Here is a 14925-nt window from a genome sequence, read left to right on the forward strand (position 1 = left end):
GGCCGGACCGCGGAGGACCGCGTGATGACTTTCACTCTGGCGCATCTGTCCGATCCGCATCTGCCGCCGCTGCCGAAGCCGCGGCTGGCCGACCTCGCGAGCAAGCGGCTGCTCGGCTATCTGAACTGGACCCGCAACCGCCACAACATCCACCGCCGCGACATCCTCGACGCCCTGGTCGCCGACCTGCAGGCGCAGCGGCCCGACCACATCGCGGTGACCGGCGATCTGGTCAACATCGCACTCGCCGAGGAATTCCCGCCGGCACGGCAATGGCTGGACAGCGTCGGCCCGCCGGATCGCGTCAGCCTGGTGCCCGGCAATCACGACGCCTATGTGGCCGCCACCGCGCCGCTGATCGCCGAGACGTTCGCGGACTACATCCGCGGCGATGACGGCGCGGCGGGCTTTCCCTATCTGCGCCGCCGCGACGCTGTCGCCATCATCGGCGTCTCGACCGCAGTGCCGACCGCGCCGTTCATGGCGACCGGCTGGCTCGGCGACGCGCAGCGCGCGCGACTCGAGACCCTGCTGCAGCGGCTGGACTCCGAGCGAGCGTTTCGCGTGCTGCTGATTCATCACCCGCTGCGATCACGCTCGCGCCACAAGCGCCTGACGGATTCGGCCGAACTGATCGCGCTGCTGCAGCGGCATCCGGTCGATCTGGTGCTGCACGGCCACGACCACGTCCACGCCACCATCCGGATCGACACGCCGAGGGGGCCGATCCCGGTGGTCGGGGTGCCGTCGGCGTCGGCCTTCAACGATCACCACCGCCCGTCGGCCGCGTATAATCTATTCGCGATCAGCGAGGCCAATGACGGCTGGCGTTGCGAACATCGGATTCGCGGGTTCGGCGACACCGAGACGATCACCGACCTGCAGGACGCGCGACTGTTGTAGCTCCGCACAAGCCCTTCGCCGTCATTGCGAGCGAAGCGAAGCAATCCAGCAGCGCCGGGAGAAGCGCTCCTGGATTGCTTCGTCGCTTCGCTCCTCGCAATGACGGGGAGAGGTTGGCATTCTTAGAGGTGCGCCTTTCACATATTCCGCAGCGCCGCGAACAGGGCCAGCGCGAACAGCGCCAGCGCGCCGGCGACGAAGCCGAGCACGAAGATCCCGAAGCCGCTACGGCGCGGCTTGTCGACAGATACCGGCGCCGGGGGTGCGGGCAGCGGCGTCGCGGCCGTCAGCGCGTGTTCACGCTCGATCAGCCGGCGAGCGACGTAGTCGGTGATCGCGTCGACGATCTTCGCGGCCTCGTGCGATTCCGCCAGTACGATGCGGCCGAACCGGGTGTCCTGGACGAAGCGGTAGATCCGCTTGTCACGCCCCATCATCACATGGGCGACGACGTCGATCCACAGCCGCGGCGTGTCGCCCTGGCTGAGGCCGCGATCGAACAGATCGACGCCGTCGGGGATTTCCGCGAACAGCGGGTCGAGCGCCTCGTTGAGGATTTCCAGCCGGGCGATCTCGGCGTCGCGCAGATCGACCACCACGCCGGTGCGATCGGCGGCCTCGATCCGCGCCTGGCGCAGAGCGTCGCGCAGCCGCATCGGCCGCACCTGTTCCGCCCCGGCATTTCTGTTCTGCGCGTCCGCCATCTGCCATCCGGCCCAACTGCCCGAAATTAACCTATCAGTAACCCTCGGCAGCGGAAAGGGCACGCTCCCTCAAGGATTTGCATCGATGGTTCCATCGCGGCGCGGAGCTCGCGCGTGCGGATTGGCGGCAATCGCCGATGACCTGGACGGTCCCCGCAACAAGACGCCGCCCAAAACGACGATGGCGGCCCCGCCGGGTTGCCCCGGTGAGACCGCCAAAGTCCTTGGACGTCTTCTGATTGTGGTCAGGCCCTGATCGTGATCAGGCCGTCGCGCGGTTCGGCTCTTCGACGATGGAGAACCGCACGCCTGCGCGATGCCGGTTTTCCTCGGAGACGACCTTCCAGGCCTCTTCGGCCTCCTTGCGCGTCTTGAACGGACCCTGAACCTGGGCCGAACCTTCAACGAGCTTGTGGAAGTTCATCGAACCGAACTCGCCGCCAATCACCCAGAAATTGCTGCCGTTCGACATCGTCGTCGCTCCTGTTGTTGTCGTTAGCCGAACTGGTTCATCGTGTTGTGGGCGCCGCCGGCCTTCAAAGCGGCCTCGCCGGCGAAGTATTCCTTGTGGTCGTCGCCGATGTTCGAGCCGGCCATGTCCTGGTGCTTGACGCAGGCGATCCCCTGACGGATTTCCTGGCGCTGCACGTTCTTGACATACCCCAGCATGCCCTGTTCGCCAAAATATTCCTTGGCGAGATTGTCGGTCGACAACGCTGCCGTGTGATAGGTCGGCAATGTGATCAGATGATGGAAGATGCCGGCGCGCTTGGCCGAATCGGCCTGGAAGGTCCGGATCTTCTCGTCGGCTTCCTTCGCCAGCGGCGTCTCGTCGTATTCCGCCTTCATCAGCTCGGCCCGATTGTACTGGCTGACGTCCTTACCGGCCGCCTTCATCTCGTCGTAGACCTGCCAACGGAAGTTGAGGGTCCAGTTGAACGACGGCGAGTTGTTGTAGGCCAGCTTGGCGTTCGGGATCACTTCGCGGATCCGATCGACCATCGAGGCGATCTGCGCGATGTTCGGCTTCTCGGTCTCGATCCACAGCAGGTCGGCGCCGTTCTGCAGCGAGGTGATGCAGTCGAGCACGCAGCGATCCGCACCGGTGCCTTCGCGGAACTGGTACAGGTTGCTGGGCAGACGCTTCGGGCGCAGCAGCTTGCCCTCGCGGCTGATGATGACGTCGCCATTACCGACCGACGTCACGTCGACCTCTTCGCAATCCAGGAAGCTGTTGTACTGGTCGCCGATGTCGCCGGGCGCATGGCTGACGGCGATCTGCTGGGTCAGGCCTGCGCCGAGCGAATCGGTGCGGGTGACGATGATGCCATCTTCGACGCCGAGTTCGAGGAAGGCGTGGCGGCAGGCGCGGATCTTCGCCAGGAAGACCTCGTGCGGCACCGTCACCTTGCCGTCCTGATGGCCGCACTGCTTTTCGTCGGACACCTGGTTCTCGATCTGCAGCGCGCAGGCGCCGGCCTCGATCATCTTCTTGGCGAGCAGATAGGTCGCCTCGGCATTGCCGAAGCCGGCGTCGATGTCGGCGATCACCGGCACGACGTGGGTCTGGAAATTGTCGATCTTTTCGATCAGCGCGGTTTCCTTGGCCTTGTCGCCGGCCTTGCGGGCGGCGTCGAGGTCGCGGAAAATCGTGTTGAGCTCACGGGCGTCGGCCTGACGCAGGAAGGTGTAGAGCTCTTCGATCAGCGCCGGCACCGAGGTCTTCTCGTGCATCGACTGGTCGGGCAGCGGGCCGAATTCGGAGCGCAGCGCCGCGATCATCCAGCCGGACAGATACAGGTAGGTGCGATCGGTGGTGTTGAAATGCTTCTTCACCGAAATCAGCTTCTGCTGCGCGATGAAGCCGTGCCAGCAGCCGAGCGACTGGGTATATTTGGTGCTGTCGGCGTCATAGGCTGCCATGTCGGCGCGCATCAGCGCGGCGGTGTAGCGCGCGACGTCGAGGCCGGTCTTGAAACGGTTCTGCAGGCGCATCCGGGCCACAGCTTCGGCCTTGACGCCGTTCCAGGTGGGCTGGTCCTTGAGGAGCGCTTCGGCCGCCTCGATTTGGCTCTGATAGGAGGCGGGCTTCTGGGCGGCCAGATCGCTGATCCCACGCGGCTGGAAATTCATGCTGTTGATCCCTTCGGTACGAATTATGCCGCAACGACACCATCGACATTCGTGACAGTGCGTTGCGAAACGTGCTGAGAGCTAAACGCTAGTCGAGGAAAAACGGCTAGACCTCTTGCGACCGAATGGTGATGTCATGTAACTTTCCTACATGTCACAAATGTAATTTTGTCAATTTTGTCACAAGACGCCGGGAGCGAACATGGCGGGTGAATCCGGGAAAAAACTGTTCGTCGGCCCCCGGTTCCGGCGAATCCGGCAGCAACTCGGCCTGTCGCAGACCCAGATTGCCGAAGGGCTCGGGATTTCGCCGAGCTATATCAATCTGATCGAACGGAACCAGCGCCCCGTGACCGCCCAGATTCTGCTCAGGCTGGCGGAGACCTACGATCTCGATCTGCGTGACCTCGCGACCGCCGACGAGGACCGTTTTTTCGCCGAACTCAACGAGATCTTCTCCGACCCGCTGTTCCGCCAGATCGACCTGCCGAAGCAGGAACTGCGCGACCTCGCCGAGCTGTGCCCCGGCGTCACCCACTCGCTGCAGCGATTGTACGCCGCCTACACCGAAGCGCGGCGCGGCGAGACGCTGGTCGCGGCGCAGATGGCCGATCGCGACGAGGGCACCAGGTTCGAGGCCAACCCGATCGAGCGCGTCCGCGACCTGATCGAGGCCAACCGCAACTATTTCCCGGAGCTCGAGCAGGCCGCCGAGGCGGTGCGCGACGAACTGAATGTCGGCTCGCAGGAGGTCTATGGCGCGCTCGCCGACCGGCTGCGCGAGCGGCATTCGATCACCACCCGGATCATGCCGGTCGACGTGATGCGCGAGACGCTGCGCCGGTTCGACCGCCACCGCCGGCAATTGCTGATCTCCGAACTGGTCGACTCGCAGGGCCGCGCCTTCCAGGCCGCGTTCCAGACCGGCCTCACCGAATATGGCAGCGTGATCGACGGCATCGTCAACCGCGCCGGCGCCCTCGACGAGCCGGCGCGGCGACTCTACCGGATCACGCTCGGCAATTACTTCGCCGCCGCGCTGATGATGCCCTACGCCGCTTTCCATGCCGCCGCCGAACAGCTCAGCTACGATGTCAACGTGCTGGCGCAGCGCTTCAACGCCGGCTTCGAGCAGGTCTGCCATCGCCTCACCACGCTGCAACGGCCGACCGCGCGCGGCGTGCCGTTCTTCCTGCTGCGGGTCGACAACGCCGGCAACGTCTCCAAGCGGTTCTCCTCCGGCACCTTCCCGTTCTCGAAATTCGGCGGAACCTGCCCGTTGTGGAACGTGCACTCGACCTTCGATACGCCAGACCGGCTGCTGAAACAGGTGATCGAACTGCCCGACGGCAGCCGCTATTTCTCGATCGCCCAGATGGTGCGCCGGCCGGTGGCGCCGCACCCGCAGCCGCAGCCGCGCTTCGCCATCGGGCTCGGCTGCGAAATCCGCCACGCGTCGAAGCTGACCTACGCCGCCGGCATGGACCTGGAGAAAGCCGAAGGCACGCCGATCGGCGTCAACTGCCGCCTCTGCGAACGCGAAAACTGCAGCCAGCGCGCCGAGCCGCCGATCACCCGGACGCTGATCCTGGACGAGAACACGCGGCGGGCGTCGAGCTTTGCGTTCAGCAATGCAAGGGAGTTGTGAGGGTGGCAGATGTAACCCAAATGTGTTACAAAGCCTGATGCCTACAAAACCCCGTGCCAAATCTCCGTCTCGAGCAACGACCGGGCAGCCGGCCCGGCTGACCGCGAAGACGGCTGCACGCAAGGCCGTCAAGAGCAGCTATATCAACGCCCGGGTCGAGCCGAAGCTCAAGAAGAGCGCCGAAGCGGTCCTCGACAAGCTCGGACTCTCGACCACCTATGCGGTGACGATATTCCTTAAGCAAGTCGTCGCTCACAAAGGCATGCCGTTTCCGGTGAAGGTACCGAACAAGGAAACCATCCGTGCGATGCGCGAGTTGGACCGTGGTGGCGGGACCCGGCACGATGGCGATGCCGCCTCGCTGTTCGCCGACATTCTCGGGCCCAAGCCTCGGAAATCATGAGCCGGCGCCGTGCGATCCCTTCGGCTCTCCACAGCGTTCAAGCGGGACCTGAAACGGATCAATCGACGAGGCTAAGTCACCGCAAGGCTCGATAGAATTGTCGACGCCCTGTCGTCGGGAGCGCCGCTTCCGCCAGTATGCCGTCCGCACGCGCTGAAAGGCCCTTGGACCGGCTACCTTGAATGCCACATCGGACCGGATTGGCTTTTGATCTATCGACTGACACCGGAAGAGGTGCTGCTCGCGAGGACCGGCACCCACTCCGATCTGTTCGATGAATGATCGCGGCGTTGCCCGATCGCCATGCCGGGCTTGACCCGGCAACCCATCCCAACAAGACTCGTCGTCTGATTTGATGGATCGCCGGGTCGAGCCCGGCGATGACGTTTGATGGGGTGGCCATGCGGCGGATGAACTTGGTGCAACGACTGGCGAGCAACTGGCGCGGCGCCGTGTTGGCAGCACTGGCAACTGCCCTGTCCGCCTCCCCCGCTCTCGCCCAGCGCGGCGCGTCCTGCCATGGCGGGCAGAGCTTCGATCAGTTTCTCGCCGGGCTGAAACAGCAGGCGGTCGCGGCCGGGGTGTCGCAGCGGGCGATCGCGCAGGCTTCGCCGTATCTCGTCTACGACCAGGGCATCGTCAATCGCGACCGCGGGCAGCGGGTGTTCGGGCAGATCTTCACGGTGTTCGCCGGGCGGATGGCGTCGGAGGGCCGGCGCGTCAAGGGCCAGCAGATGATCAAGCAGCACGCGCAGGCCTTCGCGCGCGCCGAGAAGGAATACGGCGTGCCGCCGGCGGTGATCGCCGCATTCTGGGCGCTGGAGAGCGATTTCGGCGCGGTCCAGGGCAACCTCTCGACGCTGCGCTCGCTGGTGTCGCTGGCCTATGATTGCCGCCGCTCCGAAAAGTTTCAGCAGGAGACCATCGCGGCGCTGAAGATCGTCGACCGCGGCGATCTGGCGCCCGCCGAAATGATCGGCTCCTGGGCCGGCGAGCTCGGCCAGACGCAGTTTTTGCCGCGGCACTATTACGACTACGCAGTCGACTATGACGGCGACGGCCACCGCGACATGCTGCGCAGCCCCGCCGACGTCATCGGCTCGACCGCGCATTACATCGCGGCCGGGCTGAAATGGCGGCGCGGCGAGCCCTGGCTGCAGGAAGTGCAGGTGCCGGCCAACCTTCCCTGGGATCAGGCCGACCTGCTCATCAAGCATCCGCGCGCGCAATGGGCGCAATGGGGCGTGACTTTCGCCGACGGACGGCCGCTGCCGGGCGACACGCTACAGGCGTCGCTACTGCTGCCGATGGGCCGCCACGGCCCGGCGTTTCTGGCCTACGCGAATTTCGCCGCCTATACCGAATGGAATAATTCGCTGATCTATTCGACCACCGCCGGCTATCTGGCCACACGGATCGCCGGCGCGCCGCCGATGCGCAAGCCGACCGTGCAGATCGCGCAATTGTCGTTCAACGAGATGAAGCAATTGCAACAGTTGCTGACGCGCGCCGGCTTCGACGTCGGCAAGATCGACGGCATCCTCGGCCAGCAGAGCCGCAGCGCGGTGAAGGCGATGCAGATCAAATACGGCCTGCCGGCGGATTCCTGGCCGACCGCCGAACTGCTGACGAAGATGGGCGGAACGGTTACCCCCGCGCCGTCCGCTTCCACCGAACCGCCGTTCCGGCCGGTCGCGAGACCCGACGCAGCGCCGGCCGAACGGCGCCCCCGCAATCCACCGGCGCGGCAGCCGTAGCGAAATTTCATCTGCGGCGACGTTCCAACTTCCCCCGACTTGCTCTAGGGTCCGGCGCAACAAAACCCGGAGGAAGAACGTGCGTCATCTTTCCATTGTTGCAGCTGCAGCATTCGTCGCTGCCGCCGTCCCGGCGCTGACCGCATCGGTCGCCGCTCGCGCCGACGATCTCAAGATCGCGCTGATCTACGGCAAGACCGGTCCGCTGGAGGCCTACGCCAAGCAGACCGAAACCGGCCTGATGATGGGGCTCGAATACGCGACCAAGGGCACGATGACGCTCGACGGCCGCAAGATCAAGGTGATCACCAAGGACGACCAGAGCAAGCCCGACCTCTCCAAGGCGGCACTTGCGGAAGCGTACCAGGACGACGGCGTCGACATCGCGATCGGCACCTCGTCGTCGGCCGCAGCACTCGCCGACCTGCCGGTCGCCGAGGAAAACAAGAAGATCCTGATCGTCGAGCCGGCGGTAGCCGATCAGATTACCGGCGAGAAGTGGAATCGCTACATCTTCCGCACCGGCCGCAACTCGTCGCAAGATGCGATCTCCAACGCGGTCGCGATCGGCAAGCCGGGCGTCACCATCGCCACGCTGGCACAGGACTACGCGTTCGGCCGCGACGGCGTCGCCGCCTTCAAGGAGGCGCTGGCCAAGACCGGCGCGACGCTCGCCGCCGAGGAATACGTCCCGACCACCACCACCGACTTCACCGCGGTCGGCCAACGACTGTTCGACACGCTGAAGGACAAGCCCGGCAAGAAGATCATCTGGGTGATCTGGGCCGGCGGCGGCGATCCGCTGACCAAGCTGCAGGACATGGACCCGAAGCGCTACGGCATCGAGCTGTCGACCGGCGGCAACATCCTGCCGGCGCTCGCCGCCTACAAGCGCCTGCCCGGCATGGAAGGCGCGACCTATTACTATTACGACATCCCCAAGAACCCGATCAACGACTGGCTGGTGACCGAGCATCAGAAGCGCTTCAACGCACCGCCGGACTTCTTCACCGCGGGCGGCTTCTCGGCCGCGATGGCGGTGGTCACCGCCGTGCAGAAGGCGAAGTCGACCGACACCGAGAAGCTGATCGCGGCGATGGAAGGCATGGAGTTCGACACGCCGAAGGGCAAGATGATGTTCCGCAAGGAAGATCACCAGGCGCTGCAGAGCATGTATCACTTCAAGGTCAAGGTCGACCCGAACGTCGCCTGGGCCGTGCTCGAGCCGGTGCGCGAACTGAAGATCGAGGACATGAATATCCCGATCAAGAACAAGCGGTGATAGCCACAAGGGAGTCATTCCGGGGCGCGCGAAGCGCGAACCCGGAATCCCGAGATTGTCACGTCGAGATTCCGGGTTCGCGAGCTCCGCTCGCGCCCCGGAATGACGAACTCTGACGTTGTGCCGGATCAAGCCGCTCACCCATGACCACCCTCGAAACCCAGTCCCTCACCATTCGCTTCGGCGGCCATGTCGCCGTCGATGCGGTGAGCTGTGCGTTTCGGCCGGGGGAGCTGACCGCCATTGTCGGGCCGAACGGCGCCGGCAAGACCACCTATTTCAACCTGATCTCCGGACAGTTGCGGCCGAGCGAGGGCCGCATCCTGTTCGACGGCGCGGACATCACGCGGATGACCGCGCCGCTGCGCACCCGCGCCGGGCTCGGCCGCGCGTTCCAGCTCACCAACCTGTTTCCCAATCTCAGCGTCGAGGAGAACGTGCGCCTCGCAGTGCAGGCCCGCAGCGGCACGCATTACGACATGTTGCGGCCGTGGCGGACGCGGCGCGACCTGATCGACCGCGCCGACGCCATCCTCGACAGCGTCGCGCTGGGCAGCCGCCGCAGCGTCGCCGCCACCGCGCTGTCGCACGGCGACCAGCGCAAGCTCGAAGTCGCGCTGATGATGGCGCTGGAGCCGAAGGTCTACATGTTCGACGAGCCGACCGCCGGCATGAGCGTCGACGAGGTGCCGGTGGTGCTCGATCTGATTGCGCGGCTGAAGACCGATACGAGCAAGCTCATCCTGCTGGTTGAGCACAAGATGGACGTGGTGCGCTCGCTCGCCGACCGCATCATCGTGCTGCACAACGGCCGCCTCGTCGCCGACGGCAAGCCCGCCGAGGTGATCGCCTCGCCGATCGTGCAGGAAGCCTATCTCGGCATCGCCCCGGGAAAGAGCGCCGCATGAGCGGAGTGTAGGATGGAATGATGCAGATGCCGATCGCCCCCATGTTGGTAGCACCCTCTCCTCTTGCGCCAGCGCGCCCCCTCTCCCGCTTGCGGGAGAGGGTTGGGGTGAGGGCGACGCGAGCACTGTGCCTGGGGCTCCCTCACCCCCAGCCCCTCTCCCGCAAGCGGGAGAGGGGAGAATGACCGACCTGCTCACGCTCGAAGGCGTGCACACCAATATCGGGCGCTATCACATTCTGCAGGGCGTCGACTTCACGGTGCCCGAGGGCAAGACCACGATGCTGCTCGGGCGCAACGGCGCCGGCAAGACGACGACGCTGCGCACCATCATGGCGCTGTGGCCGGCCTCGAAAGGCGAGATCGCCTTCGCGGGCAGGCGCATCGAAGCGATGGCGACGCCGGACATCGCCCGGCTCGGCCTCGGCTACGTGCCCGAATCTATGGCGGTGTTCTCCGATCTCTCGGTGAAGGAGAACCTGATCCTTGCCGCGCGCGACGGCGAGCTCGACGACAAGCGGCTCGACTGGATCTTCGGCTTCTTCCCGGCACTGCGGAAATTCTGGCTGTCGCGCGCCGGCTCGCTGTCGGGCGGACAGAAGCAGATGCTGTCGATCGCCCGCGCCATCGTCGAGCCGCGCAAACTCTTGTTGATCGACGAGCCGACCAAGGGTCTGGCGCCGGCGATCATCGGATCGCTGATCGAATGCTTCGCAGAGATCAAGCGCTCCGGCGCCACCATTCTTCTCGTCGAACAGAATTTTCACGTCGCGCAGCAGATCGGCGACACGGTGCTGGTGATGGACAACGGCACCATCGTGCATCGCGGCGCGATGGCCGATCTCGCCGCCGACATTCCGCTGCAGGAGCGCCTGCTCGGCCTCAGCCTGGAGGCGCATCAGTGAGTCACACAACGGCCCTCTCCCCGTCATTGCGAGCCGAAGGCGAAGCAATCCAGCGCAGTGCACGGGGCCCCTGGATTGCTTCGTCGGCTTCGCCTCCTCGCAATGACGAATCGTGACTGACATGACCGATGTCCCCATCCCCGCCCCCTCCGACGCCCTGCCCAAGCCCAAGCGCGATCTCGTACCGGTGCTACTGCCGCTGATCCTGGCGCTGCTGATGCTGCCGCTGGTCGGCTCGTTCTCATCCTGGGTGACGCTGACGGTCGCGTCGCTCGCGATGGGGATGATGATCTTCATCATGGCGTCCGGCCTGACGCTGGTGTTCGGGCTGATGGACGTGCTGAATTTCGGCCACGGTGCCTTCATTGCGGTCGGCGCCTATGTGGCGACGCTGGTGCTGCTGCCGCTCGCCGGGATGTCACAGGCGGATTCGCTGCTGGTGAATCTGGCGGTGCTGGCGCCGGCGGCGCTGGCCGCAATGGCGGTGTCGGGCGCGCTCGGCCTGGTCGTCGAGCGCGTGCTGATCCTGCCGGTCTACGGCCAGCACCTGAAGCAGATCCTGATGACCACCGGCGGGCTCATCGTCGCGGAGCAGGCGCTGTATGCGCTGTGGGGGCCGCAGATCATCCCGCTGCCGCTGCCGACGGCACTGCGCGGCTCGTTCATCATCGGCGACATCGCGATCGCCAAATATCGCCTGCTGGTGCTGCTGGTCGGGATCGCGGTGTTCGTCGCGATCCAGCTCGTGCTCAACCGTACCAAGATCGGGCTGCTGATCCGCGCCGGCGTCGAGAATCGCGAGATGGTCGAGGCGCTCGGCTATCACATCAAGCGGCTGTTCCTCGGCGTGTTCATGGTCGGCTCGGCGCTCGCCGGATTCGGCGGCATCATGTGGGCGCTGTATCGCGAGCAGGTCCACGCCTCGATGGGCAACGACCTCACCGTGCTGATTTTCATCGTCGTGATCATCGGCGGGCTCGGCTCGGTCGGCGGTTGTTTCATCGGCGCGCTGCTGGTGGCGATGGTCGCCAATTACGGCGGCTTCCTGGTGCCGAAGCTGGCGCTGGTCTCCAACATCCTGCTGATGGTCGCGATCCTGATGTGGCGGCCGCGCGGGCTCTATGCGGTGACGAGCCGATGAGGGTTAGGCGATGATGCTTCTCTCCGGCGATCCGCCGCGCAGCCGGGTGCTGGCGCTGATCCTGATCGCGATCATCGCGATGCTGGCGATCACCCCGTTCGTGTTTCCCGGCGCCAAGCCGCTCAACGTCGCCGCCAAGATCTGCATCTTCGCAGCCTTGGTGGCGTCCTATGATCTGCTGCTCGGCTATACCGGCACGGTGTCGTTCGCGCACACGATGTTCTACGGCATCGGCAGCTATGCGATGGCGATCGCGCTGTACACGATGGGCCCGAACTGGGGGGCGGTCGCGACCGGCATCGTGATCGGCCTGCCGCTGGCGGCGCTGCTCGCGCTCGGCATCGGGCTGTTCTCGCTACGGGTCGAGGCGATCTTCTTTGCGATGATCACGCTCGCGGTCGCCTCCGCCTTTCTGGTGCTGGCCTCGCAATTGTCGTGGCTGACCGGCGGCGAGGACGGCCGCAGCTTCAGCCTGCCCGAATTGCTGCGGCCGGGCACGGTGTTCATCCAGGATCTGTTCGGCGTCCGGATCAACGGCCGGATCCTGACCTATTACATCATCCTCGTCGGCTGCGCGGCGATGATCCTGGGGCTGCTGCGGGTGGTGAATTCGCCGTTCGGCCGGGTGCTGCAGGCGGTCCGCGAGAACCGCTTCCGCGCCGAAGCGCTGGGCTATCGCACCGTCTTCCACCTCACTTACGCCAATGTGCTGGCCGCGCTCGTCGCCGCCTGCGCCGGCATCCTCAACGCGATGTGGCTGCGCTACGCCGGGCCGGACACCTCGCTCAGCTTTTCGATCATGCTCGACATTCTGCTGATGGTGGTGATCGGCGGCATGGGCACGATCTACGGCGCCATCATCGGCGCCACGATCTTCATCCTGGCACAGAACTATCTGCAGGCGCTGATGGGCGCCGCCTCGACCGCCGCCGCCGACGCCGGCCTGCCGCTGCTGCCGGGTCTGCTGCACCCGGATCGCTGGCTGCTGTGGCTGGGGCTGCTGTTCGTCGCCAGTGTGTATTTCTTCCCGACCGGCGTTGTCGGCCGACTGCGCGGCGCACCGAAGCCGGCCGACTGAATTCGACGGAAGTCGGAGGCCGCCGCGCCTGCACGATGGTTTGGATGGTTCTCGACCCGCGCCGTCCAGCGCTATGCGCCTGCGCAGGGGGAAGATCACGCGCGCGCCCAGATCCTGACACCACCATCTGGTGTCAAAATGCCGATTTCGTCCCATGATACCTCTAAAGAGACGCCCGCCGCGGCGAACTGCCCCATTTTGATATGCGCTAGATCAACGTCTGTGCAGTGCAAAATAGTATCCTGTTGCCGTTCGAAGGGCCTCCTTCAATCGACCTCGGGCCTCTGTCCCCTTGGGGAGGACACCCGACCAAACAGGAAGTTGGAAATGACACTGCTCATCGTGCTCACAGCACTGGCTTTCGCCGCCGCCATTGTGGTGGCACGCGTGCTCGCAACCGCCGCTCCGGCCGGCAGACTGGTGTCGCAGGCCGCAGGCGCCGCCACCATGGTGGTCGCACCGATCATCACGCTGGTCCTCGCCATTGTACTCGCCAAATTCGGCATCGGCGGCGAAGCCCTCGGGGCGAGCGAGATCCTGCGCGCCGCGGCGCTGCCCGCCTTCGGCACGTTGTTCGTGGCGCCGCTGGCGTTCTGGTTTTTCCGTCGCCAGCGGCCGGCGCTGACCGCTTAGGACCGCGCTCGCGCGGCGACCGCGTCCGCTCTTTGAACGGACGCCCCGCGGGGGGTCAAAACCGCCTCCCGCTGGGCAATTTTCAGCAGATTCTTTCTGATTCAAACGCCCAGTTTCGGAATTGCCCTGCAAATTTCATGCAGCCGCATCTATTTTGTGCGGTGCCATTGTGTTTGCCCCGGAACGCCCCACGTTCTTTGCATCCGCAATGTTCCGGAACGGCAAGATGACAAATTCCAAACTGTTCGAACCCTATCAGCTCGGCCCGATCACGCTGTCCAACCGCATCGCGATGGCGCCGCTCACCCGCAATCGCGCGATTCCCGATGGGCTCGTCCCCAGTCCGCTGGCGGCGGAATATTACGGCCAGCGCGCCAGCGCCGGGCTGTTGATCACCGAAGCGAGTCAGGTCTCGCAGCAGGGCCAGGGCTATCAGGACACACCCGGCATCTATTCCGACGCGCAGGTCACAGCCTGGAAGAAGGTCACCGACGAGGTGCACAAGCGCGGCGGCAAGATCTTCATTCAACTCTGGCACGTCGGCCGCATCTCGCATGTCGATCTGCAGCCGAACCACGGCGCCCCGGTGGCGCCGTCAGCCATCAAGGCCGCCACCAAAACCTTCGTCGGTGGCAAATTCGCCGATGTCTCCGAGCCGCGCGCGCTCGAGCTCGGCGAAATTCCCGGCATCATCGACGACTTCCGCCAGGGCGCGGCCAATGCGATCAAGGCCGGCTTCGACGGCGTCGAGATCCACGGCGCCAACGGCTATCTGCTCGACCAGTTCGCCCGCGACAGCAGCAACAAGCGCACCGATTCTTATGGCGGATCGATCGAGAACCGCGCCAGGCTGATGCTCGAAGTAGCGGCGGCCGTCGCCAAGGAGATCGGGCCGGAGCGCACCGGCATCCGGATTTCGCCGGTGACGCCGGCCAATGATGTGTCGGACTCCAATCCGCAGGCATTGTTCGACTACATCGTCGACGAACTCGACAAGCTGAAGCTGGTCTATATCCACGTCATCGAGGGCGCGACCGGCGGCCCGCGCGACGTCGCGCCGTTCGACTACGCGTCCCTGCGCAAGCGCTTCAGCGGCGCCTACATCGGCAACAATGCCTATGATCTTACGCTCGCCGACAAGCAGCTCGACGCCAATGCGGCCGACCTGATCGCCTTCGGCAAGCCGTTCATCTCCAACCCCGACCTCGTCGAACGCCTGAAGAGCGGCGCGCCGCTCAACGAGCCGGACAAGTCGACGTTCTACGGCGGCGGCGCCAAGGGCTACACCGACTACCCGACGCTGGAATCGGCGCAAGCGGCGCAGTAAGCCACCCCCACCGTCATTCCGGGGCGCGAGCGCAGTTCGCGAACCCGGAATCCAGAAATTGGTGCGGAGAGATTCCGGGTTCGCTCGCTTCGCGAGCGTCCCGG

General features: G+C 65.1%; 15 protein-coding genes. 12 read left to right on the forward strand and 3 right to left on the reverse strand.

Annotated features, from left to right (window positions below):
- Positions 1-21: 21 nt before the first annotated feature.
- A complete protein-coding gene (locus RPB_RS21130) occupies positions 22-903 on the forward strand; it encodes a metallophosphoesterase family protein (protein WP_085978169.1) in 882 nt (293 codons plus the stop codon).
- 137 nt (positions 904-1040) lie between these two features.
- On the opposite strand, the gene RPB_RS21135 is transcribed toward RPB_RS21130, so the two are convergent.
- From RPB_RS21135 to RPB_RS21145, 3 genes are all read right to left on the reverse strand, one after another.
- The gene (locus RPB_RS21135; RefSeq protein ID WP_041798393.1) at positions 1041-1607 is read right to left on the reverse strand and encodes a hypothetical protein; all 567 of its coding nucleotides are present in this window, start codon (positions 1605-1607) and stop codon (positions 1041-1043) included.
- A 262-nt stretch (positions 1608-1869) separates the two neighbouring features.
- A complete protein-coding gene (locus RPB_RS21140) occupies positions 1870-2079 on the reverse strand; it encodes a DUF4170 domain-containing protein (RefSeq protein ID WP_011443074.1) in 210 nt (69 codons plus the stop codon).
- A 23-nt stretch (positions 2080-2102) separates the two neighbouring features.
- A complete protein-coding gene (locus RPB_RS21145; RefSeq protein ID WP_011443075.1) occupies positions 2103-3740 on the reverse strand; it encodes an isocitrate lyase in 1638 nt (545 codons plus the stop codon).
- 202 nt (positions 3741-3942) lie between these two features.
- Here RPB_RS21145 and RPB_RS21150 point away from each other — a divergent pair, with 202 nt between their 5' ends.
- The 11 genes from RPB_RS21150 (at position 3943) to RPB_RS21195 (ending at position 14821) form a co-directional block, all read left to right on the forward strand.
- Positions 3943-5388 carry a helix-turn-helix domain-containing protein gene (locus RPB_RS21150; RefSeq protein WP_011443076.1) on the forward strand — a complete coding sequence of 482 codons (1446 nt, stop codon included), beginning with the start codon at positions 3943-3945 and terminating at the stop codon, positions 5386-5388.
- A 22-nt stretch (positions 5389-5410) separates the two neighbouring features.
- Positions 5411-5791 carry a type II toxin-antitoxin system RelB/DinJ family antitoxin gene (locus tag RPB_RS21155; protein WP_245258274.1) on the forward strand — a complete coding sequence of 127 codons (381 nt, stop codon included), beginning with the start codon at positions 5411-5413 and terminating at the stop codon, positions 5789-5791.
- A gap of 96 nt (positions 5792-5887) precedes the next feature.
- Entirely contained in the window at positions 5888-6073 is a 186-nt protein-coding gene (locus tag RPB_RS25120) for a type II toxin-antitoxin system YafQ family toxin (RefSeq protein ID WP_433993741.1), read from the forward strand.
- A gap of 128 nt (positions 6074-6201) precedes the next feature.
- Positions 6202-7548: a lytic murein transglycosylase gene (locus tag RPB_RS21160; RefSeq protein ID WP_049824764.1), complete on the forward strand. Its 1347-nt coding sequence runs from the start codon at positions 6202-6204 to the stop codon at positions 7546-7548.
- Positions 7549-7642: 94 nt separating this feature from the next.
- Positions 7643-8830: an ABC transporter substrate-binding protein gene (locus RPB_RS21165; RefSeq protein WP_041798943.1), complete on the forward strand. Its 1188-nt coding sequence runs from the start codon at positions 7643-7645 to the stop codon at positions 8828-8830.
- A gap of 143 nt (positions 8831-8973) precedes the next feature.
- Positions 8974-9738, forward strand: a complete 765-nt coding sequence (locus RPB_RS21170; RefSeq protein WP_011443080.1) for an ABC transporter ATP-binding protein — start codon at positions 8974-8976, stop codon at positions 9736-9738.
- Positions 9739-9919: 181 nt separating this feature from the next.
- Positions 9920-10642: an ABC transporter ATP-binding protein gene (locus tag RPB_RS21175; protein WP_011443081.1), complete on the forward strand. Its 723-nt coding sequence runs from the start codon at positions 9920-9922 to the stop codon at positions 10640-10642.
- A gap of 121 nt (positions 10643-10763) precedes the next feature.
- The gene (locus RPB_RS21180) at positions 10764-11783 is read left to right on the forward strand and encodes a branched-chain amino acid ABC transporter permease (protein WP_011443082.1); all 1020 of its coding nucleotides are present in this window, start codon (positions 10764-10766) and stop codon (positions 11781-11783) included.
- 10 nt (positions 11784-11793) lie between these two features.
- Positions 11794-12861 carry a branched-chain amino acid ABC transporter permease gene (locus RPB_RS21185; RefSeq protein WP_011443083.1) on the forward strand — a complete coding sequence of 356 codons (1068 nt, stop codon included), beginning with the start codon at positions 11794-11796 and terminating at the stop codon, positions 12859-12861.
- Positions 12862-13188: 327 nt separating this feature from the next.
- A complete protein-coding gene (locus RPB_RS21190; protein ID WP_011443084.1) occupies positions 13189-13494 on the forward strand; it encodes a hypothetical protein in 306 nt (101 codons plus the stop codon).
- Positions 13495-13720: 226 nt separating this feature from the next.
- Positions 13721-14821: an alkene reductase gene (locus RPB_RS21195; protein ID WP_041798945.1), complete on the forward strand. Its 1101-nt coding sequence runs from the start codon at positions 13721-13723 to the stop codon at positions 14819-14821.
- Positions 14822-14925: the final 104 nt, after the last annotated feature.

This window comes from Rhodopseudomonas palustris HaA2 (genome assembly GCF_000013365.1).
Taxonomy (GTDB): Bacteria; Pseudomonadota; Alphaproteobacteria; order Rhizobiales; family Xanthobacteraceae; genus Rhodopseudomonas; species Rhodopseudomonas palustris_J.

What these genes read in the sequence shown, in the direction of transcription:
- RPB_RS21135 (WP_041798393.1), bottom strand. Translation starts at nt 1,607, where the DNA reads ATGGCGGACGCGCAGAACAGAAATGCCGGGGCGGAACAGGTGCGGCCG.
- RPB_RS21140 (WP_011443074.1), bottom strand. Translation starts at nt 2,079, where the DNA reads ATGTCGAACGGCAGCAATTTCTGGGTGATTGGCGGCGAGTTCGGTTCG.
- RPB_RS21145 (WP_011443075.1), bottom strand. Translation starts at nt 3,740, where the DNA reads ATGAATTTCCAGCCGCGTGGGATCAGCGATCTGGCCGCCCAGAAGCCC.
- RPB_RS21150 (WP_011443076.1), top strand. Translation starts at nt 3,943, where the DNA reads ATGGCGGGTGAATCCGGGAAAAAACTGTTCGTCGGCCCCCGGTTCCGG.
- RPB_RS21160 (WP_049824764.1), top strand. Translation starts at nt 6,202, where the DNA reads ATGAACTTGGTGCAACGACTGGCGAGCAACTGGCGCGGCGCCGTGTTG.
- RPB_RS21170 (WP_011443080.1), top strand. Translation starts at nt 8,974, where the DNA reads ATGACCACCCTCGAAACCCAGTCCCTCACCATTCGCTTCGGCGGCCAT.
- RPB_RS21175 (WP_011443081.1), top strand. Translation starts at nt 9,920, where the DNA reads ATGACCGACCTGCTCACGCTCGAAGGCGTGCACACCAATATCGGGCGC.
- RPB_RS21180 (WP_011443082.1), top strand. Translation starts at nt 10,764, where the DNA reads ATGACCGATGTCCCCATCCCCGCCCCCTCCGACGCCCTGCCCAAGCCC.
- RPB_RS21185 (WP_011443083.1), top strand. Translation starts at nt 11,794, where the DNA reads ATGATGCTTCTCTCCGGCGATCCGCCGCGCAGCCGGGTGCTGGCGCTG.
- RPB_RS21190 (WP_011443084.1), top strand. Translation starts at nt 13,189, where the DNA reads ATGACACTGCTCATCGTGCTCACAGCACTGGCTTTCGCCGCCGCCATT.
- RPB_RS21195 (WP_041798945.1), top strand. Translation starts at nt 13,721, where the DNA reads ATGACAAATTCCAAACTGTTCGAACCCTATCAGCTCGGCCCGATCACG.